19 protein-coding genes are annotated in these 24,614 nt (G+C 52.9%); 13 read left to right on the top strand and 6 right to left on the bottom strand.

Going from position 1 to position 24,614, the window contains the following annotated elements; all coding sequences use genetic code 11:
• Positions 1-354: 354 nt before the first annotated feature.
• Together Enr10x_RS23130 and mfd are read right to left on the bottom strand one after the other, a co-directional pair.
• Complete coding sequence (locus Enr10x_RS23130; protein ID WP_197997340.1) at positions 355-1,626, bottom strand: peptidylprolyl isomerase; 1,272 nt, start codon at positions 1,624-1,626, stop codon at positions 355-357.
• 186 nt (positions 1,627-1,812) lie between these two features.
• The gene (mfd, locus tag Enr10x_RS23135; RefSeq protein ID WP_232093107.1) at positions 1,813-5,229 is read right to left on the bottom strand and encodes a transcription-repair coupling factor; all 3,417 of its coding nucleotides are present in this window, start codon (positions 5,227-5,229) and stop codon (positions 1,813-1,815) included.
• Between the two features lie 129 nt (positions 5,230-5,358).
• Here mfd and aroB point away from each other — a divergent pair, with 129 nt between their 5' ends.
• From aroB to Enr10x_RS23170, 7 genes are all read left to right on the top strand, one after another.
• Complete coding sequence (gene aroB / locus Enr10x_RS23140; protein WP_232093108.1) at positions 5,359-6,531, top strand: 3-dehydroquinate synthase; 1,173 nt, start codon at positions 5,359-5,361, stop codon at positions 6,529-6,531.
• Positions 6,532-6,864: 333 nt separating this feature from the next.
• On the top strand, positions 6,865-7,254 hold the full coding sequence (locus Enr10x_RS23145) for an Hpt domain-containing protein (protein ID WP_145451518.1): 390 nt from the start codon (positions 6,865-6,867) through the stop codon (positions 7,252-7,254).
• Positions 7,255-7,298: 44 nt separating this feature from the next.
• Positions 7,299-7,892, top strand: coding sequence for a response regulator (locus tag Enr10x_RS23150; RefSeq protein WP_145113405.1), 594 nt, complete (start codon positions 7,299-7,301; stop codon positions 7,890-7,892).
• A gap of 191 nt (positions 7,893-8,083) precedes the next feature.
• Positions 8,084-8,488 (top strand): PilZ domain-containing protein, encoded by a 405-nt coding sequence (locus Enr10x_RS23155; protein ID WP_145451519.1) that lies wholly within the window; start codon positions 8,084-8,086, stop codon positions 8,486-8,488.
• A 123-nt stretch (positions 8,489-8,611) separates the two neighbouring features.
• Positions 8,612-9,325, top strand: coding sequence for a YggS family pyridoxal phosphate-dependent enzyme (locus tag Enr10x_RS23160; RefSeq protein ID WP_145113409.1), 714 nt, complete (start codon positions 8,612-8,614; stop codon positions 9,323-9,325).
• 9 nt (positions 9,326-9,334) lie between these two features.
• Complete coding sequence (locus Enr10x_RS23165) at positions 9,335-9,649, top strand: DUF167 domain-containing protein (RefSeq protein WP_145113411.1); 315 nt, start codon at positions 9,335-9,337, stop codon at positions 9,647-9,649.
• A gap of 256 nt (positions 9,650-9,905) precedes the next feature.
• Positions 9,906-11,216 (top strand): PQQ-binding-like beta-propeller repeat protein, encoded by a 1,311-nt coding sequence (locus Enr10x_RS23170; RefSeq protein WP_232093109.1) that lies wholly within the window; start codon positions 9,906-9,908, stop codon positions 11,214-11,216.
• Positions 11,217-11,317: 101 nt separating this feature from the next.
• On the opposite strand, the gene Enr10x_RS23175 is transcribed toward Enr10x_RS23170, so the two are convergent.
• Positions 11,318-12,112: a prefoldin domain-containing protein gene (locus tag Enr10x_RS23175; protein ID WP_145113413.1), complete on the bottom strand. Its 795-nt coding sequence runs from the start codon at positions 12,110-12,112 to the stop codon at positions 11,318-11,320.
• Between the two features lie 18 nt (positions 12,113-12,130).
• Complete coding sequence (locus Enr10x_RS23180; protein ID WP_145113415.1) at positions 12,131-13,600, bottom strand: MotA/TolQ/ExbB proton channel family protein; 1,470 nt, start codon at positions 13,598-13,600, stop codon at positions 12,131-12,133.
• A 383-nt stretch (positions 13,601-13,983) separates the two neighbouring features.
• Here Enr10x_RS23180 and Enr10x_RS23185 point away from each other — a divergent pair, with 383 nt between their 5' ends.
• The 3 genes from Enr10x_RS23185 (at position 13,984) to ppk1 (ending at position 18,813) form a co-directional block, all read left to right on the top strand.
• Complete coding sequence (locus Enr10x_RS23185; RefSeq protein ID WP_145113417.1) at positions 13,984-15,006, top strand: ROK family protein; 1,023 nt, start codon at positions 13,984-13,986, stop codon at positions 15,004-15,006.
• Positions 15,003-16,622, top strand: coding sequence for a Ppx/GppA phosphatase family protein (locus Enr10x_RS23190; RefSeq protein WP_145113419.1), 1,620 nt, complete (start codon positions 15,003-15,005; stop codon positions 16,620-16,622). The genes Enr10x_RS23185 and Enr10x_RS23190 overlap by 4 nt, the downstream gene beginning before the upstream one ends.
• Before the next feature lie 73 nt (positions 16,623-16,695).
• Positions 16,696-18,813, top strand: coding sequence for a polyphosphate kinase 1 (ppk1, locus tag Enr10x_RS23195; protein ID WP_145113421.1), 2,118 nt, complete (start codon positions 16,696-16,698; stop codon positions 18,811-18,813).
• Between the two features lie 588 nt (positions 18,814-19,401).
• Here the strand turns inward: ppk1 and Enr10x_RS23200 are convergent.
• The gene (locus tag Enr10x_RS23200; RefSeq protein WP_145451520.1) at positions 19,402-20,700 is read right to left on the bottom strand and encodes a Gfo/Idh/MocA family protein; all 1,299 of its coding nucleotides are present in this window, start codon (positions 20,698-20,700) and stop codon (positions 19,402-19,404) included.
• Positions 20,701-21,354: 654 nt separating this feature from the next.
• On the opposite strand from Enr10x_RS23200, the gene Enr10x_RS23205 reads away from it, so the two are divergent.
• From Enr10x_RS23205 to Enr10x_RS23215, 3 genes are all read left to right on the top strand, one after another.
• The gene (locus Enr10x_RS23205; RefSeq protein WP_145451521.1) at positions 21,355-21,954 is read left to right on the top strand and encodes a response regulator; all 600 of its coding nucleotides are present in this window, start codon (positions 21,355-21,357) and stop codon (positions 21,952-21,954) included.
• Positions 21,955-22,174: 220 nt separating this feature from the next.
• The gene (locus Enr10x_RS23210) at positions 22,175-22,870 is read left to right on the top strand and encodes a PIG-L deacetylase family protein (RefSeq protein ID WP_197996202.1); all 696 of its coding nucleotides are present in this window, start codon (positions 22,175-22,177) and stop codon (positions 22,868-22,870) included.
• 69 nt (positions 22,871-22,939) lie between these two features.
• Positions 22,940-23,431 (top strand): DinB family protein, encoded by a 492-nt coding sequence (locus Enr10x_RS23215; protein WP_145451523.1) that lies wholly within the window; start codon positions 22,940-22,942, stop codon positions 23,429-23,431.
• On the opposite strand, the gene Enr10x_RS23220 is transcribed toward Enr10x_RS23215, so the two are convergent.
• Positions 23,428-24,462: a hypothetical protein gene (locus tag Enr10x_RS23220; RefSeq protein ID WP_145451524.1), complete on the bottom strand. Its 1,035-nt coding sequence runs from the start codon at positions 24,460-24,462 to the stop codon at positions 23,428-23,430. The two genes, Enr10x_RS23215 and Enr10x_RS23220, sit on opposite strands and share 4 nt — an antisense overlap.
• Between the last annotated feature and the right edge of the window lie 152 nt (positions 24,463-24,614).

Genomic DNA, 24,614 nt, shown 5'->3' on the forward strand with positions numbered 1-24,614 from the left:
TTTTTTGAGGAGTCATCATGACTTCCAACTCGCTATCTAATATGGGTAGGATTTTAGTCCGAAATACGGAATTCGTACCATACGAATTTCGTACATGAATTCTGGATTACGATCTTAGTAATACGATACGCTATGAAGTGTTTGCCCGGAGGCAATTTGAATACAGATGACGCTAATCGAGATGATTTGTGATTTGATTTTTTGAGAGTAGAGAGAAGTGTGTGCGGGTGATAATCGATTTCTGCTTTTCAGGTCAATACGTTTATGACAATAATTGCAAAAAAGTATGTATGGTTTTCAAAAAAGTTTTTCACTCTGTTATTTAAGACTTTATCTTCATCGGAAGTTCATAATTCAGTTTGCTGCAGACTTCCCGTTTGCAGGATTTACATCTTGTCCTTTTTCAATTTTATACTCTGACTCGATGATCGCTTTGGCATAGAGTTCGTCCAGAAGCTTCGTGGTCGACTTCATCCGGGACTCTGAAATCATCTTCTGTTCCAGTTTGCCCTGGACGTCAGCAAAGGGAATGTGCCCTGCCTGTTTGCGACCGTTGACTTTCACGATCTGGAATGAGGTGTCGGTTTCAAATACCTGACTGACTTCACCGATGGGCAGTGAAAACAGTGCTTCTTCCACTTCCGGTTCAGCAAGACTCCCGCTGCGGGTCCAGCCCCAGGATCCATTTTTATCGGCCCGGGTCCCGTCAGAATATTGTTTGGCAATTTCACCAAAGTCAGCGCCGGACTGCAGTTTATGAATCACTTCATCCAGCACTGCGATCGCTTTGTCTTTACCACCGTGTTTAGAGTAAGTGATGCGGATCCGCTGCCACTGTACCTTGGCGGGAACTTCGTAGTCTTTAATATGGGATCGATACCGGGCCAGAACTTCTTCCCGGCTGAAACTATCCTTAGCCTTGGCCCTGACGGCCATAAACTGGATGGCAGACTGCTGTTTCATGAACTGTTCTTTTTCAAAAATCAGGCTGCGCCCCTGTTCATTCAGTTTATCTTCCAGTTCCTGGGGAGAGTTGACTCCCATCTGTTTCTGCAGTTCCGGGATTCTCTGATCCTCGAAAGCGGTTTCGAGGTGCTGGTTCAGCATGTCCAGTTGCTCTTTCTTGAGCGTGGTTTTCATTTCATGCAACAGCAGCAGGCGTTCGACATGACCTTTCAGATCCCGCTTCACAAGTGCCCGGCGTAATTTCTGATATTCATCCGGCTCCATCCGCTGCTCCGCCTGTCTCAACTGGAAGTCGTACACTCCCAGAATATCTGACACGAATAACGGCATTCCGTTGACCATGGCCACGACCGTACTGTCCTGCAGGTCTTCCACGGGTTCTGCAACGGCGCTGGAAGCGATTTCATCCGAAGTGGTCGAAGCAGTAATCACGGGTGTCTCGAACGGATTATCGGATTCTGCAAAATCCCCTTCGAGCAGATTTTTCCGGTCCCGAGCATGACTGGCAACGGCAGACTCTTCCAGCTTCTGCTGCTTCAACGCAGATTCCAGGCGCGGCGGGGGCGGTCCCAGCACTGGGTTATCTACTTTGGGAGTAGTTTCACAACCCATCATGCCAGGTAAGGCAAGTATCAATAAATAAATTTGCGCGTGGCGCATCAAGAGCATCCTGCAGTTGATGAACGAACTAATTACGTGGGAATTTGAGAGACAACGTAAATTCAGATGTCGCCTGCAGTCCGGTTTACATGGGAAATGTAAGGAAGGGAAAATGGACTTTGACAACACCCTGGCCTCCTTCGCAGGCAGAAAACGAGGTTCTCGATTCCTCGTTTTTTCTGCTTGTCAGGACGACGGTGCGAGATTATAGGCGGGATCGAAACTTTGTTGCAATACCGATTTGAGCTCTACCATGATAGACTCAATCTCATCTGCCTGTGCGGGCAACGGAATGTAGGCCGACTTATGATCGACAATTCGCACCGGAATCCGTTTTTCGTTACTTTTGGCCAGCGCCAGTATATGATTCTTATCCCGGTACCCCAGCACAGCAAAATGATCTTCCAGATGAATGCTGTCGATCTGCCACCGCTGTGAAAGGATTTGTAATTCTTTCAACGCAATTAAAGTATGAGCAGGAACGGGGATACTGCCAAATCGATCCTGCATTTCTTCTTCCAGGGCAGATAACTCTTCCAGAGTCCGGACCGCAGACAGCTTTCGGTAAAACTCAATTTTAATGCGTCCGGGAGGAATGTAGTCGGAAGGCAGATACGCAGTGCAGGGCAGATCGATGGCCACGTGATGGTGCTCGCGAACCGGTTCATTTTTGAGTTTTTTGCACGCTTTTTCCAGCAGTTGACAATAAAGCTCATAGCCGACGGCTGCGATATGCCCGCTTTGTTCGGTCCCCAGGATGTTTCCTGCTCCTCGAATTTCCAGATCGCGCATCGCAATCTTAAAGCCGGCCCCCAGTTCGCTGTACTCCTCGATCGCCTTTAACCGCTTGGCGGCAATCGGAGTCAGAATCTGGCCATCGCGGAGCAGCAGGTAACAATAGGCCCGATGGTGCGAACGCCCCACGCGCCCCCGCAATTGATGCAGATCAGACAGACCATGGTTCCCTGCATCATGGATGAAAATCGTATTCGCATTAGGGATATCCAGGCCGCTCTCGACGATCGTGGTGCAGACGAAAATATCCACCCGGCCTGACACAAAATCAAGCATGGCTGCTTCCAGCTCAGATTCCTTCATCTGGCCATGGCCGATGCCGATGTTCGCTTCCGGTATGATCTGCTGAATACGGTCGGCGAACTTCTGCAGATCATGGACGCGGTTATGCACAAAATAGACCTGACCGTTTCGGTTCAGTTCCCGCACGATGGCATGCCGGATCAGTTCCTCATCAAAACGGGTGATGCGGGTTTCGATGGGCACTCGATCGCGGGGCGCTGTGGTCAGATTGGAAATATCGCGGATCCCCAGCAGCGACATATGCAACGTCCGCGGCACGGGTGTCGCACTCAGGGTGAGCACATCAATCTGCAGCCTCAGGTGTTTGAGCATTTCCTTCGCTTCCACACCAAACCGCTGCTCTTCATCGATGATCAACAGCCCTAAATCTTTAAATTTGATATCCTTCTGAATCAGCCGATGCGTTCCGATCACCAGGTCCACACTGCCCTGGGCCATCCCTTCCAGAGTCGAACGCTGTTCCGCTCTGGTCTTAAAACGGGAGAGCCCTTCCACGGTGATCGGGTAATCGGCCATCCGTTCGCTGAACGTACGCGTGTGCTGCTCGGCGAGAACCGTAGTCGGCACCAGCATCGCGACCTGCCTCCCGGCATCGATGGCCTTGAAAGCAGCTCGAATGGCAACTTCGGTTTTCCCATAACCCACATCGCCGCAGATCAGCCGATCCATGGGCTGGGGACGCTCCATATCATGACGCACATCGCTGATCGCGTGCAGCTGGTCCGCCGTCTCGGTGTAAGGGAAAGACGCTTCAAATTCTTTCTGCCAGTGACTGTCCGGCGGATAGGCGATCCCCGGCTGTGCGGAACGCATCGCCTGCAAGCGAAGCATGTCACTGGCCATATCACGTACAGCCTGGGCCGCTTTTTCTTTTTTACTGGCCCAGCCCCGCGTCCCCAGCTTGGACAACTGGGGCACATGTTTTCCGCCGCCGATGTATTTCTGCACGAGATGTACCAGCGAAACCGGCACATACATCTGCACTTTCTCACGAAACTCCAGTGAAAGATGTTCTTCGCGGCACCCATCTTTTTCCAGCAGTTCCAGTCCTTTGAAGCGGGCGATGCCGTGTGTCAGATGCACGACAAAGTCGCCGACATTCAGATCCAGAAAACTGTCGATGGCCCGGCTTTCCACTTTTCGTTTGCGGGGCTTGTGGCGGATATCCGCCCGACCAAACAGCTCATGATCGCTCAGAACCACCAGATGCTCGGGGACAATCCGAAAGCCCAGTGCCAGGTTCCCGATGCAGGTCGTCACCCGTCGTGAAAGATCCAGCTCCGATTCATCCAGCAGCTCCCGCAGCCGATCTTGTTCTCCCTGGTTATGACAGCAGACCACGATCCGGTCCTGGGGGCCGGTGATCGAATCCAGTTCTTCAATCATTTCCGATTTGGCACGAGTGAACCGTTCGATCGATTCGATCTGCAGATGACAGGAAATCTCCATCGATTCTGCAGAAATGGGCGCAATGGTCACGGTGGGAAAGTCAGTGCAGCGGGACATCGTCGCCGGCACGCTGAACAGACCGCGGGGATTATCCAGGCGATCCAGGTAGCGTTTCCCCTCTTCGATCAGTTCCGGCAGTTCAACGAGTACAATACAGGTATCCGCGGGCAGACTGTCGAGCAGGCTTTCGGAAGTCGACTCGACCGCTGCACGGGCTTCAGTGCGTCGCTGAGCCTGATCTGCCACGGGGGCGATGAGTGTCAGATCGACCTGCTGGCAGGTTTCAACAGTTCGCTGCGTTTCCACATCAAACTGCCGAATGGAGTCGATCTCATCACCAAAGAGTTCAATGCGAATCGGTAGCGCGGCATCGGGAGAGTAAATATCCAGAATCCCGCCATGCATGCTGAATTCACCGGGCAGTTCGATCGCTGTGGTCCGTTCGAAACCGCGTTCGATCAGCCAGCTCATGAACGCTTCCGTCTCAATTTCATCCCCCACGCGCAAGGTACGCGTCGAAGCGTTCCGCTGCTCCCGGCTGGGAACGGGCTGCAGTAACGCAGGAAAAGACGTCACAAAGACCTGTTGTCGATCCGCTTGATCAGACTCCCGTTGCAGTAGTTGATTGAGAATCCGCAAGCGGCCACCGAACACCGCATCGGCGACATCGTGCTCATCCGGCAGCGTCTCCCAGGCGGGAAAGACGTCTGGTACGGTTCCCAGAAAACTGGCCAGGTCGCCGGTAAATTCGTCGATTTCAGCCAGTCGAGGCAGCACCACCAGCACTGGAGACTGGAGTGACGCTGCGACCGCTGCGGTGGTCAGCGCGCACGATCCCCCCCAGGCTCCGTCAATTGTCCCGCTCTGGCCGGCCTTGAGAGCCTTAGTGACAGCAGCAAATCCTTCACTGCGTGCCAGGACAGGGACCAGATCCTGCATCGACTGTATCGGACTGTCGACTGGTTCGATCATATTCGCAGCTATTTTAGCATCCCGGGTCAGATTGTCACGTGCGGCCCCTGAAAAAGACGATCCGGGCAGGATTTCGCTATCCAACGGCGTGACTTCATACGCCTTCAGAGTTACGATAGTAGCACCTGTAGTGCTGCCAGTCTCACCCGGAATATTTCTCCAGATGTACTGCTACCGAGGCTGGCCTGAATCGTTTTGGATGAAGGATAGATCGTGTCTGAAAGTTTAGATGTCAACGTCGCCCTGGGCCCCCGCAGTTACCACATTTCGGTCGTCAGCCATCAGTTTGACCGGTTCGCTGAGACACTGGATACCTGGATGAGCCAGAGCCCTGCCTACCACAATGCCATCAAGGAAGGACATAAGACGGCGTTTATCATCACGGACCGCAACCTGTCGAAACTCCATACTCCCCAGATTGAAAAAAGCCTGACGGCCCGGGGCTGGAAGTGGGAAACCGCGATTATCGAACCGGGCGAGAAGTCCAAATCTCTGCCCGTCATTTCCGAACTGTACGATCGTCTGGTGGCAATGAAAGCAGACCGGCAGACGGTCCTGATCGCTGTGGGAGGTGGTGTCACCGGTGATGCAGGCGGTTTCGTCGCGGCAACTTATGTCCGGGGGCTCCCCTTCGTACAGGTTCCGACGTCTCTTCTGGCCCATGTCGACAGCTCTGTGGGAGGCAAAGTCGGGGTCAATCATTCGCAGGCGAAAAACCTGATCGGCGCCTTTTACCAGCCTGTGGGGGTTTTCATCGATACATCCACACTTGAAACCCTGCCTGAGCGGGATTACCGGAGTGGACTGGCGGAGGTGGTGAAATATGGTGTGATCCTGGACGCGAAGTTCTTTCACTACCTGGAACAGAATATTGCCGGCCTGAATGAACGCGATCCGGAAGTGCTGCGAAATGTGATTGCCCGCAGTTGCGAACTGAAAGCGGAAGTCGTGGAACAGGACGAACATGAGCGCACGGGACTGAGAGCGATCCTGAATTATGGCCATACGTTTGCGCATGCCTTCGAAGCACTGTGCGGCTATGGAGAACTGATGCATGGGGAAGCGGTCTCTATCGGCATGATCTACGCCAGCACTCTGGCGGAAAAGCTGGACCTGATCTCGCATCAGGATACGGAACGACAGAGCGACCTGCTTTCGGCCCTGGGGCTGCCCGTTCGGCTCCCTGAAGGGACTTCCCTGAATCCCAACGATATTATCGACCGCATGAAACTCGATAAAAAAACGGTCGGCGGGAAACTGCGATTTGTGCTGCCAACCTGCCTGGGACATGTCGAGGTTTTCAAGGAGATCCAGGAAGCACTCGTGCGGGAAGTACTGGATGAGCTGGAGCAGACTGCTTCCGGAACAGATGATTTTCAGATTTAGCCGACCAGTGCCCAGCAAAGGGAAGTACAGCTGCAGTGATTTCCCTCACAGTGTAAATCACAACTCCTGACGATCTGTCTGTGAACTGCTGATTTTTGAAGCCACAATCGCCTCTTCTCTGCTGCCAACCCGCACAGCCTGCAAAATCAGCATAGAAACTCCCCGGGTTTCTACCTGTTTTCAAGAATCCATTCCGACGGTCCCAATCCGGAACTAGGTTTATAATTAGACCAGTTTTTAAACTTTTTCGACCGGATCCCAGGCTCTGTCCCCGTTCCATCTCCATATCGCGGGCGCTATCAGGAGCCTCCATGCCGGTAAGGATCTCTTAAAATGACGAATTCAATTTCAACCGAAAATGCAGGCACATGGCGGCTGATTGAACCGGAAAAAGTTCTGGACATGGCAGTTAATGATGTTGATTTTCTGACCGAACTGATTGATCTGTTTTCCGCGCTGGCCCCGGAGCAGATACAGGAAATCCAACAGGCGATTGACAGTCACGATGCAGAATTGCTGTCGGGAGTTGCGCACGCCTTCAAAGGCATGGTCGGAAACTATACCCAGGCCGGCCCCTATCCCCTGTTGCAGTCACTGGAAAATGATGGAAAGTCTGCAGAACTAGAGGGATGTCGCGTCAAATTCAATTCACTGGAACGGGAAGTCGCAGAACTGCTGACCGAACTTGAAACCCTGAAAACACAGGTCAGCCAGTCACTTTGAATGCGAATCCGCCAGGCAAGAGCAATTCCCGAGGGTAAATCAATATGAAAATTTTAGTTGTTGACGATGTTGGATACACGTGTCACTTCCATACGCGACTGATCGAACAGTTCGGATATTCCGCCTGTTCCGCCAATTCGGGCTACGAAGCATTGAATATGCTGAAGACAGATAACGATATCAGCATCGTGATCACTGACCTGATGATGCGCGGCATGGATGGCGTCGATCTATTTATGGAATCCCAGAATCTGGAACGCTTTACCGACGAAGGTACCCAGGATCCACCTCAGTTTATCCTGATGACAGCACTACGGATGCAGAAGAACTCTAAAGATAAAGACATACTTCGTCTGAAACTGGCTGAGGAACTCGGGATTTCCAAGATTATGTTCAAACCCCTGGATCAGGAAGAGCTCAAACAGACCTTACACGAGATGGCAATGGGAGTCCCGCAGATCTCTTCCGCAGATAAGGCGGTTGACCTGTATACTCCCACACAAAGTGTGAAAGATGCTGTGAAAGGGATCATCGACTCCCGCAACCCGGGTGCTGCTGAACAGTTCATGGAATGCCTGAGCCAGGAAGTCGCTTCGCTGAAAGAATTTCTCACTGCGCTGGAAACTGTTGAATCTTGAGGGATTAGTCCACTTTAACTGCCCCAACACATCGAATGGCACCAATTTGTTTCAGGAGGGATTTGACTGAAACAAATTCGGACATATAGTTCCAGTAGTGAAGGCGTATACAAACACTTTCTATTAGACTGACTGAGCTCCATTGCATCGTAAATGCGGCTCAGCCATCTGGTTTTCTGTTGTGAGTGTCAATGATGAGTCTGATTAGTCTGGAACAATATAGTGAAAAACAGAACCGCGCGATCAATCGCGTTCTGGATACCTTAGACCGTATCGAACAACGGACCAATGTTCATTATTCAGAGAAACGGTCACACGAGCGTAAGAACTTTCGAGGTCTGGTCTGGCTGTCAATTCCTGATGGAACACAGGAGTTTGACCAGGCGATGACTCAGGTCTGGTCACGCTCCATTTCTCAGTCAGGCCTTTCGTTTATTTACCCGATGCGCATTTATGAAACTCAGATTCGCGTCGGAGTTCCCGTGGGTGCGAGTCAGATCACCTGGTTCCGTGCTGAAATTGTGCGCCAGAAAGAAATTCAGGAAGAACATTTCTGGGAATACGGTGTCCGCTTCCTGGGGAAAGTCAGCGTCTGATCATTCTGCAGCAGATTCCGCTCTGTTGAATTCAGGCTCTCAACGCAGCTATTATAGGCGCTGGTCGACAGGAAACTGACTCCTCTCACCCCCACTGGAATACGCTTTAGGAACAGGCCGGTAATGGACGACCTGAATGTGATCATTCACGATAACTACTCGCTCATTCAAAGTCGCATCAAGGCAGCCTGCCTGCGCGCCGGGCGCAGTCCTGAATCGGTCAGACTGGTGGCTGTCACCAAGTATGCTCAGTTGGAGTGGGTTCAGGCACTGGTGGACCTGGGATGTCGTGATCTGGGTGAAAGCCGGACACCTCAACTGGAAGAGCGCGCCGCCCTGCTCTCCCCGGAGATTCGCTGGCACTTCATCGGTCCCCTGCAGCGCAATAAGGTCAGACGTACGATCCAGTGCTGCAACCTGATCCATTCGGTCGATTCCCTCAAGCTACTCAACACGATCGACCGGATTGCCGGCGAATCCGAGCTTGAACCGGAAATCCTGATTGAAGTCAACCTCTCAGGCGAAGCCACAAAAAAAGGATTCTCCAGCTCGGACCTGAGTTCCGCCTGGGGAGACCTCTGCCAGGTCTCGCACGTGAAAATTGTGGGGCTGATGACGATGGCTCCCCATGTGCAGGACCCGGAACTGGCCCGCCCCGTGTTTCAGGAATTAAGAGCACTCCGTGACGAATTGCAGCAGCGTTCACCCGAACGCGTTTCCCTGCATGAACTCTCGATGGGCATGAGTGGCGATTTTGAAATCGGAATTGAAGAAGGTGCCACCCTCGTACGTGTCGGCAGTGCCCTCTTTGAAGGTCTGGAATCCGCAGAAAGCTGAGTGTTCAAGATGACAACGTCCCTCAATCTGGAATCAGACGGAACAGCAGTCCTGCTGCCGGTGCGGGCCCAACCCAAATCCAGCCGAAACCAGATCGAGGGGATCCACGCAGGACGGCTCAAAGTCTGTGTCACTCAGGCGCCGGAAAAAGGGAAAGCCAACAAAGCCCTGCTCAAAGTCCTCCAGAACGGGTTGCAGCTCAAACGTTCACAGATTGAGCTCTATAAAGGAGAGACAGCGGGTCTGAAAGTCTTCCGGATCACTGGAATGTCACCGGAAGAACTGCAGAAACGGATCGACACGGTCCTTGAAGCGTCGGGTTGAACTCCCGGAGTGCTGCTCCTGACCTGTGTTCCTTTCCGGTTCGGCTCTCTGGACGAATTTCCTGGAGACAACGGGAATCTGCAAGCATTGATTGCAGCCGGTCGAATCGCCTCATATAATCAACAGCAGCTTGCGTGTCTTACCTGAAAACCTGCATCCCGCTTACCCGGTCTCTCTGCATCTGGAAAGCCGGGAGTGACCCTGACCAGTTTCCCCCCCCTTTGTCTCGAAGATCACTCAAAAGGACTAATTGACTATGAGCTATTCAATGCCCGTTCGTCTGTTGCTGGGAGCCCTGCTTGCTGGCGGACTGACAGTCTCTGCCCATGCCCTGGAACCGACCAAACTCTCCAACTCATGGGAACAGTGGCGCGGCCCCGACCGCAAAAACCATGCATCTGATACCGGTCTGCTGCAGGACTGGAACGCCACGCCCCCCAAACTGATCTGGACCGCGACCGGACTGGGCAAGGGATATGCCGGCGTGTCCATCAAGGACAATCGCCTGTTTACCACCGGAAACCTTCCCGAAGGTCAGGCGGTCATCGCCATCAATGTCGATGACGGAAAAATCCTCTGGAAAACCAACCTGCTCGATCTGAATCCGAAACACGGCTATCCAGGCGCCCGCTGTACTCCCTCCATCGATGGCGACCGGCTGTATGTGATCACCTCGAATGGTGCCATCGCCTGCCTGAGTGTTGCTGACGGGGAAGTCATCTGGACCAAAAACTTCGAAGAAGAATGGGACGGCAAAATGATGTCCGGGTGGGGTTTTTCTGAATCGCCCCTCATCGATGGTGACCGCGTCCTCTGCACGCCGGGCGGACCCAATGCCATGATGGTCGCCCTCGATAAAACCACGGGCCGGGAAATCTGGCGGACTCCGGTTTCCGACCTGGGAAAGAAAGGGAAAGACGGTGCCGGCTATTCTTCCATCGTGATCTCTAACGGTGCCGGCGTCAAACAGTATGTCCAGCTCACCGGACGAGGCGTCATCGGCGTGCGTGCCAGCGATGGCAAGCTGCTCTGGCACTACAATCCGGTCGCGAATGGTGTCGCCAATATTCCGACGCCCATTGTCTCCGGCGATTATGTCTTCTGCTCCACCGGTTATAGAACGGGCAGTGCTCTGCTGAAACTCTCGAAAGACGGCGACGGTGTCAAAGCGGAAGAAGTTTACTTCCTGGATCACAAGACCCTGCAGAATCATCATGGTGGCATGGTCCTCTACAAAGATCACATATACTGCGGTCACGGTCACAACAACGGATTCCCCCTCTGCCTCGACCTGAAAACCGGAAAAGTAGCCTGGGGTGGCGAAATCCGCGGTGAAGGATCCGGTTCTGCAGCAGTCGTTTATGCCGATGGAAATCTGATCTTTCGCTATCAGAGTGGTGAAGTCGCTTTGATCGAAGCCAACCCCAAAGAATACGTTCTCAAAGGGAGCTTCAAAGCAGATCAGGTACTGGGTAAAGCCTGGGCTCATCCGGTCGTCTGTGGCGGCAAGCTCTACCTGCGGGATCAGGATGTGCTGATGTGCTACGACCTGCGAAAACAGAACTGATACATGACATCAGTCAAAACAAAAAGCTCTGCCGGTCTGATCGGCAGAGCTTTTTTTATGTCTGAATGTTCGAGCGATTCTCAGTCGTCTGGAGAGAAAGGTTAACCCGAACTGTTCTTGAACTTGCTCAGATCAATTTTCCCGTTGCCTTCAACGGGCAGTTTGCCGTTGGGACAATAACGGGACCGGGCCACGCTGGAGGCGATGTTATAGGTATAAACGGCGTCCTGACGAATCAGGAAGATGACGGTCCCCTTCTTCTGAGCACCGATTTTATCGAGCATCTCTACAAACGGCAGGCTTTTCCGGAGATCGTCGCGGCGGACATGCAGGTCCTTGGACGGCCCGTCCAGCACTACAATTCCATTTTTAGTGCATTCTATGAACGTCGGGTTCAGATCCACGCCACTCCCGCCCGGTTGAATCCGCACTTCCGCGGCGACCGGGTTTTCCCGTTTGTTCAATTCTTTTTTGAGCTTGTCGATTTCTTCCTGGAGCTTCTGCGGATCATCTTTAATTTCGGTGATCCGCTTTTCCAGCCGGTTGGCTTCTGCCAGCAGTTTGACCTTTTCCTCCGGCTTAATGTCGGACGGGATCTTCTGCTTCTCCTGTTTGAGCTTCTTCAACTCTTCCAGTGCCAGCATCAGTTCACGATTCAGTTTGGATAAGTCTTTGACCTGAGTCTCGACATCTGCCAGCTCCTGCTCTTTTTCCTGAATCTGCTTCTTGTTCTCTTCATATTCCTCAACGCGTTTCCAGGATTCATCCTGTTGATCCATCTGGCTCAGCGCCATTGCGGTGATCATCAGCGTCAGCACACCAATCACACAGGCCAGAATACTCAGAAACGGAAACAGAGAGACTGATTCTTCATCACTTTTCTTTTTCTTTACCACGGAATCACCACACTCAGTTTAGCGAACTTTTCTCGAATTTCCGAACAGCCCCCAGCGCTTACGGGGTGCTTCCACCTGCTGAATCAACACCTGTTTTTCCCCCAGGTTGGTCAACACGGTGTTCAGACCGTTCAAGCCCTGCTGGACGCCATTAAATGACTGTGACAACGTGCCGGCTGCTTCGGCCATCTCCGTTGCTTCGCCATTCATCTTTTCCAGATGGGCCGTGTGTGCCGCCTGCAGCGCGGTCATTTTCTCTTCCACAGATTCCAGTTGCTTGACCACATTCTGGACCTGCGTCAGCTGCTCTTCCTGCTGTGCCCGGATTTTCTCGTCGATCTTCCCCCAGGATTTCATCACAGATTGAGACAGCGTATTGCCGATCCCTTCCAGTTTTTCGAGCCAGGTCTGCAGCTCGGCATGATGGTTGGCCATCGCTTTGTCGATGGTTTTCTGGATCAGGCGTCGATAATCTTTATCATCTCCACCACCTCCGGCATGATCGGGTTCCTTGAGCCGTTTCAGCAGGTTTTCATTGCAGTATTCGTCAACCCAGTTCAACAGGTCCTCTTCCGATTTCTGCATGGAACTGCTGGGGAACATGACCAGCATACTCATCACCAGAGCGACCAGCGTCGTATCGAACGCGGTCGACAAACCGCCCGTCACGCTTCCCAGAGAGTCTTTCAAAGCGGAGATATCCTGGGCTTTATCCATCCCTCCCGAGAATCCGCCGACGGCAGCACTAATCCCGATCACGGTTCCGATGAACCCGAGGATCGGAATGGCCCAGATGAAGACCTTCAGAATGGTATAACTCGAATCAACGGCGGTCGCATCGATTTCTGATTGTGACTGCAGACGGCTGGAAACTTCAGCACTGCTTTTGAGGATTCTGAAATGTTCCAGTCCCCGCAGGACGCGATTCACCAGGAAGCTTTCACGCGTATCGACGGGCAGGTTTCTCACATGTTCAATAAATTTAGGGACCGTTTTCTCTGAGATCTCCTCTGAAATATCGGTCGGCAGTGTGTCAAACAGCATCGAGTCCTTCTGCTTGACCAGCTTAAAATATTTCAGCACCAGAATCGTGCCGGACCAGCTCATCAGAAAGACCAGCGCGTAGGGCACCAGTCCCCGATCCAGAAACAGTTCCCCCAGATAGTAGTTCCGGATCGGAAACATCAGTGCGAGATAGACAACGGAAACAGCAATCGCAATCAAACCACTCTTGGAGAGGCTCACTTCAGTACCATCCGCCCAACCGCTGGAAGCACTTTTCTGAGTGGGGCGACTGCTGGCAGCCGACTTGCCGGCGGAACTCCCGGAGGAGGTGCTCACATCGACCGAAGTATCGATGATGGGAGTCTCAGGTTTTTTGACCAGCATCGTGTGATGACAGTAGGGACAACGAACTTTCTTACCAACATTCTCATCGCGGACTTTGAGTTTTTTGGAACACTTTTCACAAGGAAACTGAAAATACATTAAAGGAAACCCCAGGGCTTTGTATACGTACGTTTATAGCGTTTTCTCATGGAAATCGCTGAACTTTCATTTCAGATAGTTTATCCAAGTTCACGCAGACTCTAAAGTCAACGGCCTGTCACATTCAGGTAACGGGCCTGATCGACAGTATTTCTCTGCGGTCCGATCTCAGACAGCGCATTCATAATAAACAGCTGCTGCATTTCGTAAAGAACCCGGAAATTTCAGGGACAACCTTGCATCTTGAGCTCTAAATACGTCAGAATTCACGAGATAAGTACTTTTCGTTATAATAAAGTGAGTTAAGATGGGGGGCAGGCTGTTGCTTTCGCATCAAAATGACCAGCGGAGAGAACTACTCCTTAGAGATAGAAAACTGGAATATGTCTACTGATTCCGTTCAACCCAAGAGCGTCTACTGGGCAGGCTTTGATCTGGGGGGCACCAAAATGCTCGCTAAGATCTTTGATTCGCAATATAAAACTCTGGGAAAGAAACGCAGAAAAACCAAGGGACACGCAGGGGTTGAGCTCGGTCTGGAGCGGATGGCACAGACGATTCATCAGGCCCTGGAAGAGGCGGGACTGACTCCAGCCGAACTCGCGGGAATTGGCGTCGGCTGTCCGGGCCCCCTGGATCTGGAACAGGGCATCATTTTCGAGGCCCCCAACCTGGGCTGGTACAATGCCCCGGTCAAGCAGGTCCTGGAGAAAGAGTTTGGGTGTCCCGTCGTGCTGTGTAATGATGTCGATGCCGGCGTTTATGGAGAATATCGCTTTGGTGCGGCCCGGGGGGCGGCTTCGACACTGGGCATCTTCCCCGGAACCGGCATTGGCGGCGGTGCCGTCTATCGGGGGCAATTAATCCAGGGAAGCAAAAGCTCCTGCATGGAAATCGGTCATATCAAAGTTCTGCCCGAAGGTCCCCAATGTGGCTGTGGTCAACATGGCTGCCTGGAAGTACTGGCCAGCCGACTGGCGATTTCCGCCGCGGCAGCTCAGGCTGCTTACCGGGGCGATGCTCCCAAGCTGCGCTCGCTGGCCGGAACGGATCTGTCTGATATCCGCAGCGGCATCCTGGCATCCTCGGTCAAAGGGGGTGATGAAAGTGTCCGTAAAATCATTCTGCGTGCCGCTGAATATATCGGCATCGCGGCCGGTAACCTGGTCCACACCTTCTCTCCCGAAGTGATCGTGCTGGGAGGCGGACTGGTCGAAGCCATGCCGGACCTGTTCGTCGAAGCCGTCTCCGAAGCGACACAGCATAATGTCATGCCCACATTCAAGGATTCATTTAAAGTTGTTGCTGCCCAGTTGGGAGATGATTCCACCGTCATGGGCGTAGCCGCCTGGGCTCAGAAAGTGATTCAGGAACAGTCCTCCTCAGAAATTAAAACGCAGGTATGAATACAAAAGATTCCCCGCCAGCTGAGGCGAGTGGCGGATCCAGCCGACTGGAATCCACGCCCAATCGTTTAATCGCTGTGATCGATATCGGCACAGGCGCCATCCGCATGGCCATCGCCGAGATCAAGGAAGATGGTACGGTCTATGCTCTGGAGCGTCTCTCGCAGGCGGTGACGCTGGGGAAGGACACCTTTCAAACGCGGAACATCCAGAAATCCACGATGGAAGAGTGCGTGCGGATTCTCAAAAGTTATCGCCGCCGCCTGGATGAATATCAGATCACGCGCGACGATCAAATTCGCGTGGTCGCGACCAGCGCGGTCCGTGAAGCGGACAACCGCCTGGCGTTCACCGACCGGATTTTTATCGCGACCGGTTTCGAAGTCTCACCGCTGGATGAAGCGGAAGTCAACCGGATCACCTACCAGGGGATCCGGCCTTACCTGACCGCCAAGCCAAATCTGGATGAAGCCCAGACCATCGTCACGGAAATTGGCGGCGGCACTACGGAACTGCTGCTCGTCCAGGAAGGGAACGTACTGTTCTCGAGCAACTACCGACTGGGGGCGCTCCGTCTGCGGGAAATGCTCAAAGGCTATCGGGTGCCACTCTCCAAAGAACGCACGATCATGGAGAACCAGATCGAACGGGTCATCCAGCAGATCACCCACGAAGTCCCCGGCGACAAATCAATCAAGCTGGTGGTCCTGGGGGGAGACGTCCGGTTCGCCCTGGCACAACTCCGCCCTGACGACGAAATCCCGGATCCCGGCAATTCACCTGACGAACTGGATCGCCTCAAGGTCTCCGAGCTGAGTAAGTTCACCGACAAGATTCTGCAGAAAAATGAAGACGAGCTGGTACAGACCTACCATCTCTCCTTCACCGATGCCGAGACCCTCGGGCCGGCCCTGCTGGCCTATACCAAGCTGGCCGAAGCTTACCAGCAGAAATACATTTACGTCACGAAAGCCAACTTTCGCGATGGACTGCTCAAAGAGATGGCCGACCAGAATAACTGGACGGACGAGTTCAATCAGCAGGTTATCCGCTCCTCCGTCGATTTCGGCAAACGATTCGACTTTGATGAAACACATGCCCGACATGTCGCATTTCTGGCGGACACCCTGTTTCAGTCCCTGCAGAACGAACACAAGCTGGATGCCAAAAACCGGCTGCTGCTTTATACCGCCTCGCTGCTGCACGAAATCGGAATCTACATCAACCAGCGCGGCTACCACAAGCATTCGATGTACCTGATCAGTAACGGCAATCTGTTTGGTCTGGGACAGTCTGACCTGCTGCTGGTGGCATTGATTGCCCGTTATCACAGACGGGCTTCACCCAAAGCGACACACCCGGGCTATTCCACGCTGGACCGGTTCAGTCGGATTGCGATAGCCAAGATGGCTGCGATCCTCCGTGTGGCTGACGCACTGGACTATTCCTACAGCCAGCGCGTTCAGGAAATCGAATGCGAAATCATCCAGGGGCAGTTGATCATTTCCATTCCGCATGTGGAAGACGTTTCGCTGGAGCAGATCGCGCTCGTGGAAAAAGGACCATTGTTCGAAGAAGTCTTCGGGCTGAAGGTCCATTTGAGGAAAAAACAATAAGGCACACCCGGACAATGCCTCTGTCATTCCCGGCTGTAACACCATCATTACCGAACAGGACAACAGGTTGCCCATGGCCCCCAAAACTTCGAATTACCTGAACCGCGAATTAAGCTGGCTGGAATTCAATCAACGCGTTCTGGACGAAGCCCATGACCCGGAAATCCCGTTGCTGGAACGCTTGAAATTTCTGGCGATCACCAGTTCCAACCTCGACGAATTTTTCATGGTCCGGGTGGGCGGGCTGCACCTGCTGCAGGCCAGCGGGAATACGAGCACCGATCCGTCCGGCATGACACCGAAAGAGACACTGGAAGCCGTCAGTCTGCGCGCTCACCAGATGATGGTAGATCAGTATCAGTGCCTGCTGCAGGAGATTGAACCGCCGCTGGCCGAAGCCGGTTTTCAGCGTGTGAATCCCCTGGAGCTCACCGATTCACAAAGGCGGATTGTGGAACATGTTTTCCGGGATGAGATCTATCCGGTGCTGACACCGATGGCCGTCTCAGCGGATATGGAATTTCCCTACCTGGTCAATCACACACTCAACATTGTGGTCCGGCTGAGTCCCGATGAAAAGAGCGAACAGCCCCAGGACCGGTTTGCGCTGATTCCTTTCGGACGCACCGAGTTTCGCTTCATCACCCTCCCTTCCGAAGGCGGTTATCAGTATCTGCCGATGGAGGACGCAGTCTGTCTGTTTATCGAACATTTCTTCCGGGGCGAGGAAGTTCTGGAAAGCATTCCCTTCCGCGTCACTAAAAACATGGACGTCAGTCTGCAGGACGAATTTGCATCAGACCTGCTGCACCAGATGGAAGACATGCTGGACCAGCGGAAGCAGGGGGACTGCATCCGCCTGGAGATTGCGGAATCCGTTTCCGTCGAAACCCTCGAATTTCTGGAACGGGGACTGGGGGTCCTGGATGAGAATGTATACCGCATTCCCGGTCCACTGGACCTGACCGCCTTTATGCGGCTGACGGACATTTCAGGCTTCGACTCCCAGAAGGATACCAGCTGGCCTCCACAGCCCTCCCCGGAAGTGAATCCGCGGATCAGCATGTTTGAAAACATTGCCCGCCAGGACATCCTGCTCTGCCACCCTTATGAAAGTTTTGAGCCTGTCGTCCGCCTGGTCGAGGAAGCGGCTGTCGACCCCGATGTGCTGGCCATCAAACAGATTTTGTACCGTACCAGTAAACACAGTCCCATTGTAGCCGCCCTGATCCGGGCCGCGGAACAGGGCAAACATGTGACCGCGATTGTGGAACTCAAAGCCCGCTTTGACGAAGCCCGGAATATCGAATGGGCCAAAAACCTGGAACACGCGGGCGTGCAGGTGATTTACGGTGTCAAAGGCCTGAAGACCCACGCCAAAATCTGCTGTATCATTCGTCGCGAGCCGCACGGCATTCAGCGTTACCTGCATTTTGGGACAGGGAACTACAATGATGCGACTGCCAAAATCTACAGTGATATCAGTTACTTTACCTGCGATGAAGTGCTCGCCTCCGATGCGGTCAACTTTTTCAATTCGATTACCGGCTATTCGATCCCGCAAAAGTATCAGAAGCTGGAAGCTGCCCCGATCAGTCTGAGAGACAAACTGCTGGATCTGATCCATCATGAAACGGAGCGCAAGAAGCAGGGACAGAAAGCGCGGATTGTGGCCAAGATCAACTCACTGGTTGATCCGGAAATCATCGATGCCCTGTACGAAGCATCCGAAGCCGGCGTGAAGGTCAAACTGAATATTCGCGGCATCTGCTGCCTGCGTCCCGGTGTCTCCAAGCTCAGCAAAAATATTGAAGTGGTCAGCATCATCGACCGCTTCCTGGAACACGCCCGGATCCTCTACTTTTATCATGGGGGCGACGAACGGGTTTTCATCTCCAGCGCCGACTGGATGCCCCGCAACCTGGATCGACGGGTGGAACTGCTGGTCCCCGTCGAAGAAGAAAACTGTCGGAACAAACTTATCAAGATTCTGAACAGTTATTTCGAAGACAATGCCAAGGCCCGCGTGCTGAACAGCGACGGCGTCTATGAGCGGATCACACCGAATAAAGAAAAGAACCTCGTCCGCTGCCAGGAAGTTCTGTATGAGGAAGCGGTCACTGCAATCAAGCAGGCAGAACAGGCAAGCCGAACCGTCTTCGAACCGCACATGGCCCCGGAAGAACAATAAACTTCCGAACCGCTCGTGCTGATTGCGTGTCAGTACACAGGAAAACAGTATTTCAGAAGGGTGTTCTGCAGACGGATGGAACGGTCTGTCTCAAATACCGTCTGGATACGAAATCCATATCTCATGCAAGCTGAATATGTTACGCTTTGAGGCAATTCCTGTTCTTGAGAATTTCCGCGTGAGGAAGAGAAATCGGTATTGCCAGAAGCCGGGTATTTGCAAGAATACCAGTATAGACTGTATCGCACCCACGCAGTGCGATTGGACTGAAGCCTGTATTCTAGTTGGAGCTACAGACCGATGAAGAAACAGGGAGTTTTACTAAGAAAAGGAGGTGATTGAGTGGACAGTTATTGTTGTAGCCAGAAAGGTGGTTGTTCTTAGCGACTACTGGCGGGTTGTCAATGGCAACCACCACTCGTGAGGATCACCTCGATCCAAACGAATTGAACCGGAGGCTGATCTGCGGCAACGCGGGTCAGCCTCTATTTTTTTGTGATGTGCGTCTCGATTGAAGGGCGCAAAAAAACAGCACTGAAGCCGGACTCCAGTGCTGTTGTCTTTTCAGCGAGTTAATCTCGTTGCCGTTTAAACTTCGTTGGGAACGACAAACGGTTTGCGATATTGACGGGTCAGATATTTATCTGCTTCCGGATCGTTCACAAACTGTTCGGTCTTCGGATCGAAATTCAACTGCCGTCCCAGTCGATAGGCGATATTACCCAGGTGAGCAATCCCCGAACTGGTGTGTGCGGTTTCAACCGGACCGTTCAAAGTTTCCGCTTTGCGGGAACGGACAGCATCCATGAAGTTGGTGAAGTGCGCGACCACTGGGTCATCGCCGCTGTTCTTCGGACCGGGTTCCCGTTTCTGTCCGAGGTAGGTCTCATAGGATTTATAACCTTTGATGACCATGTACCCTTCTGAACCATAGAAGATGTTCCCGACGGTCGCACCATCTTCGGTGTTCGTACACCAGGGGCGGACTTCGAACTGGATCATTTTATGCTCTTCCGGATAGAAGTAGTTCGTCGTGAGCACTTCCGGGGTAACTTTATCGTCGTCCCAGAGGAACTTGCCTCCCATCGCGGTAATTTGCGAAGGCAGTTTGACGTCCAGGCCCCAGAGGCACATGTCCGTTTCGTGCACGCCCTGGTTGCCGACATCACCATTACCGTAATCCCAGGTCCAGTGCCAGTTGTAGTGCACATAGCGACGTGAGAAGTTGGTTTCCTGGGCAGGTCCCTGCCAGAGGTTCCAGTCGAGGTAGGCAGGTGCCTTTTCATCGGGCTTGTGTCCGATCGAAGGACGCCAGCGGAAGACCAGGCCCCGGGCCATGTAGACTTTGCCGATCGTGCCCTTCCGCAGGTGCTCGACAGCTTCCTGAATCGCAGGCTGGCTGCGCAACTGAACGCCGTGCTGCACGATGCGTTTATATTTGTCTGCCGCCTCAATCATCTTGCGGCCTTCGAACAGGTTATGAGAACCCGGTTTTTCCACATAAACGTCTTTACCGGCCTGACAGGCCCAGATGGTGGCCAGCGAGTGCCAGTGGTTGGGAGTCGCTACGGTGACGACGTCGATATCATCACGGTCAAAGACTTTCCGCATATCGGTCTCTGTTTCGACCTTGCGACCATATTTCTTTTCAAATTCAGCAGCGCGTTTGGCCAGCACCTGCTCATCGGGATCACAGAGCAGTACCACATCTGCGCCATCGACATCGCCCACAGCTTTGATATGGGTCCGCCCGCGACCGTTGACACCCAGAACGGCGACTCGAATTTTTCCATTCACATCTGCCCGGGAGGTGTTTCCCAGCAGAGACGTTGCTGCCACTGCCCCGGCGCTGGTTTGCAGAAAACTGCGACGTGTGACTTCACTCATATTTGTTCCCTTATCTGTTTGATGAAACGCATTTGAGACAGAATCAGATCCGCTTCAGAAATAAAATGATTCAAGCTATCATCGTATGCTGCCCCATTGGCAAAGTCCAGACCGGGAACCGCCATCACGGGCCTTCACCTCCCAGAATTTTCTGAAAAAAGTTGTGTTTCTCTGACGGCCTGATGTTGTGGGAAGGCAACAAACCCGCAACCGAGTGAAATTGCCGATTTTCAGTGCATTTTGAAAGGCCTTTCAACCCGCTGTTGACAATGTTGTTTTTGATCTACAAACGAGAATCGAAATGAACAGGTAATCCAGCAGCCTGGCTCCTGACAGAAACAATTGCAGCGACCGAATTCAAAAGTGCGCAGAGAAATATGTGATATACTTTCGGCAGACACATCAAGTAGAACTCACTGAAAACAATCTGTTTGATTTCACCGACTTTCGGACACTGTCGACCGGCAGTTACCGTCATTCAAAACTGATTGTTATCGCTCGCTTAAGAGATCAGATTTCTCCGGATGTGCTGCCTGTTGTTTTCGCAGATTGCAAACGATTCCGGAATTTTCAATGCGAAAGGAATGTCAGTTTCAGTTTTTAGAAGCGGATGAAACGATAAAACGAATTCACCCCTGATCGAGAGTTGCGCCTATGAAAGTACTTGTCGTTGATGATGTTGGTTACACCTGTTATGTGCATACCAGGTTACTGGAAGAACTGGGCTATGAAGTCATCTGTGCCTCATCCGGTTTTGAAGCGCTTTCTATTCTGGAACAGGATAGCGAAATCAAAATTGTGTTCTCCGAACTGGTGATGCGCGAACTGGACGGGCTGGATTTATTCCTCAAAGTTCAGAAGCAGGAACGCTATAATGACGATGGTCAGATCGATGCGCCCATGTATTTCGTGATGACGTCCATTCAACCCGGTAACCAGACTCAGAATCGACAACAGGAACGACTCGAACTGGCCAGGAAACTGGGCATCACCGGCGTGATTTACAAAACCCGCGATCGTGAAGAACTGAAATCTGCCTTCGCTCATAACTTAAAAAGTGCCCTGGGTGAAATGTCAGAAGCGGCTCCGGTCGACATCTACACCCCCGCCCAGAGTTTATGCGAAGCAGTCAAGGACATTATTGAAACGAAAAACCTCGATGCCGCTGAGGAATTATTTGATCTGATTACCTGCCAGTCCGAGTATCTCGAGTTTTTCATTAACAGTTCCAGCAAACGCGCGGAACTGGCTTAACCTCCCGCCCGCTTTACCGTCAACCTGCCCACACTACTCGATCAGGCGCACTCTGATCAAACCAGCCCGGCCAGAACACTGCTTCTGGCCGGGTCCTTCTTTTTCCACTTTGCCTGTTCTGCATAGCGACCTCAGACCTGTGCGTGTATGATCAAAGTCGATGACAGAACAGAATCTGTCCCCAATCTTCAGCAGATCCTCTGAGGGGAGTCAATCAAACATGGCGGATCAGAAAACATTACTGGCCATCGGTGCCCACTTTGACGACTGTGCCTACGGTGTTCCCGGAATCATGCTGCAGGCGGTCGCCAAAAACTACCGCGTCGTACAGCTGATCCTGATCGGAGACTACAGCAACTGGCCTCCGACCAAGGGGCGCGAAGCAGCCTTTAAAGAAGGCGTGGTGCGCATCGCTAAAGATTATGGCATCGAAACCCGCTTCCTGGACTTTGCCTCGCATCAGTATGATACGAACCAGCAGACGAAAGAGAAGGTGGCTGCCGCGGTGCATGACATCAAACCGGATATTGCGCTGCAGCTCTGGGAATACGACCACCACCACGACCACACAGTGGCCTCCCAGCTGAGTAAAATTGCCCTGAATCACGGCGGCCGCGTCTTGAACCAGGATCGCTTCAAACGCCCCCGCAAAATTTACCACTACGATAACGGCCCGGGGCACACCATCGGATTTGAGCCCGACACGTTTGTGGATGTCACTGATTACTGGGACAAATCCATGGAGTGGTTGGGGCGGTATATGGCGCTGCAACGCAACGTGGAATACGATCCCGCACAAGCCAATGGTGCCCTGCAGGGAAAAGAAAACCTGGCCCGCTACCGTGGTCAAACCTGTCACGTCAAGTTTGCAGAAGCACTCTGGGCACCCCGGAAACAACCAGTGGAAATCCTCTGATCCCGCTACTGAAAACCGTTTTCGTCACAACACAATTCCGCTTCCTTCACTCAATGGGAGAGTCAGTTCATGAGTCTGGCAGAACACATTACCGCTTCACTGCAACTACCAACCACGGTCGTGAACATGTACCTGGAAGATCTGACCGATGCCGAGATTCTGGTCCGGCCATTTGAAAGCATGAATCACATCGCCTGGCAATTGGGGCATCTGATTCAGAGCGAGCATTTCCACGTGACCCAGGTTGCCCCCGATGCGATGCCGGCCCTGCCCGAGGGCTTCCAGGAGCGTCACACCAAAGAGACCGCGGCCAGCGACGAGCCAGATGACTTTCTGACCAAAGCAGAATATGTGCAACTGATGCATGCGCAGCGCGAGGCCAGCTTAAAACTACTCGCCACGCTCAGCGATGAGCAACTGTCGCAGCCGGCTCCGGAAAAAGTGAACTACCTGGGATCGACCGTGGGCTGCATTTTTGCAGGAGAAGCGACACACTGGATGATGCACGCCGGTCAGTGGGCGGTGATCCGTCGCAAGCTGGGAAAACCACCTCTGTTTTAATCCGAAGAATCGACGGCTTCCGTAAACGGTTCGGGCTGGATCCAGGGGGTGTACTGGCGCGGCCCCGTCGGCAACTTGATGTGCTCACCGGCGGGGGTGTTCAGCGTCATCCCATACAGGTACCCGTTCATTTCCCCGACCAGCGTGGTATGGAGAATCTGATTTTTCGGATTAAGATGCGTGACTAAGGTCAGCCTGCCGTTGAGCGCTGTTTCCAGCTTCAAATCTCCTGCACGGGATTCCTGGAACTTCAGATCTTGGGCAAATCGATCTCGCATCCGCCCGGTTGCCCGATACGTGCCTCCGGTCGGACCGATGACTTTTTTACCACGAAACAGGACGTTGCGGTCGTCGTAACAGACCACCGTCAGCTGGCGTTTCTCATCGCCGCGCAACCAGTCCAGAAACTTGCGGCCATGCTGATCGGCCACGCTGAAAGAGTAATTCGCATCGAGAAACAGAAACCGGTCGACCTGATCCGGAATTTGATCCGATCCGTTCAGAAAGCCCCACAGAAAACTCCCGCCTCCACTGTGACACGCCAGTGTGAGCCGCGGAGAATTTAAAGGGATCGCAGCCAGTATGTTCTGGAGTAGATTGCGAATCAACGCCGGGTTGTCCGGGTGACGCGCTCGCCAGCCCGGCCAGCTGAGTCCCTTTGCTTCCAGACAGACCATAACCAGATTCTCGTGCGGATTCCAGGCTTGCCACTGACGATGCTGGGCAGCGATTTGCTGGATCTCAAAATGCCAGTCACGCCCTTCCTGTTTTTGACAGCCCAGAGTCTGTTCGATCGTATTCCCGTTCGGCGTCGCGAAGAGTACCACGCGGTTTGGTTTCCCGGCTGCGATCCGTTCCGGTCGCGGCGCTACGATGATCAACCGCAATTCAGATTTCAGGTGCAGATACGCAACCTGTTCCTCGAACCAGGGACTTGCTTTGAACCCCGGCCAGACCGGTTCCGACGCAGTCAGCAGGTCAGGGCGCGTTAACACGAGACAGATCAGCAGACAGATTATTCGAGAGTGCATTTTCAACTCCACCGACACGACTTTCACGATGCACAAAACTCAGGGCTGCGGGAGGGTAGGAATCTCCCCTCACAAAACCTAAGATACACCAATTCGCTGGCAGGCCCTACGACCTTCTGTCGAAATCCTTCACCTGGCTGGAAAATAAACCG

This window comes from Gimesia panareensis (assembly GCF_007748155.1).
Lineage (GTDB): Bacteria > Planctomycetota > Planctomycetia > Planctomycetales > Planctomycetaceae > Gimesia > Gimesia panareensis.

Coding starts and splice junctions, on each gene's coding strand:
- Enr10x_RS23130 (WP_197997340.1), bottom strand. CDS start 1,626: ATGCGCCACGCGCAAATTTATTTATTGATACTTGCCTTACCTGGCATG.
- Enr10x_RS23145 (WP_145451518.1), top strand. CDS start 6,865: ATGACGAATTCAATTTCAACCGAAAATGCAGGCACATGGCGGCTGATT.
- Enr10x_RS23150 (WP_145113405.1), top strand. CDS start 7,299: ATGAAAATTTTAGTTGTTGACGATGTTGGATACACGTGTCACTTCCAT.
- Enr10x_RS23155 (WP_145451519.1), top strand. CDS start 8,084: ATGATGAGTCTGATTAGTCTGGAACAATATAGTGAAAAACAGAACCGC.
- Enr10x_RS23160 (WP_145113409.1), top strand. CDS start 8,612: ATGGACGACCTGAATGTGATCATTCACGATAACTACTCGCTCATTCAA.
- Enr10x_RS23165 (WP_145113411.1), top strand. CDS start 9,335: ATGACAACGTCCCTCAATCTGGAATCAGACGGAACAGCAGTCCTGCTG.
- Enr10x_RS23170 (WP_232093109.1), top strand. CDS start 9,906: ATGAGCTATTCAATGCCCGTTCGTCTGTTGCTGGGAGCCCTGCTTGCT.
- Enr10x_RS23180 (WP_145113415.1), bottom strand. CDS start 13,600: ATGTATTTTCAGTTTCCTTGTGAAAAGTGTTCCAAAAAACTCAAAGTC.
- Enr10x_RS23185 (WP_145113417.1), top strand. CDS start 13,984: ATGTCTACTGATTCCGTTCAACCCAAGAGCGTCTACTGGGCAGGCTTT.
- Enr10x_RS23190 (WP_145113419.1), top strand. CDS start 15,003: ATGAATACAAAAGATTCCCCGCCAGCTGAGGCGAGTGGCGGATCCAGC.
- ppk1 (WP_145113421.1), top strand. CDS start 16,696: ATGGCCCCCAAAACTTCGAATTACCTGAACCGCGAATTAAGCTGGCTG.
- Enr10x_RS23200 (WP_145451520.1), bottom strand. CDS start 20,700: ATGAGTGAAGTCACACGTCGCAGTTTTCTGCAAACCAGCGCCGGGGCA.
- Enr10x_RS23205 (WP_145451521.1), top strand. CDS start 21,355: ATGAAAGTACTTGTCGTTGATGATGTTGGTTACACCTGTTATGTGCAT.
- Enr10x_RS23210 (WP_197996202.1), top strand. CDS start 22,175: ATGGCGGATCAGAAAACATTACTGGCCATCGGTGCCCACTTTGACGAC.
- Enr10x_RS23215 (WP_145451523.1), top strand. CDS start 22,940: ATGAGTCTGGCAGAACACATTACCGCTTCACTGCAACTACCAACCACG.
- Enr10x_RS23220 (WP_145451524.1), bottom strand. CDS start 24,462: ATGCACTCTCGAATAATCTGTCTGCTGATCTGTCTCGTGTTAACGCGC.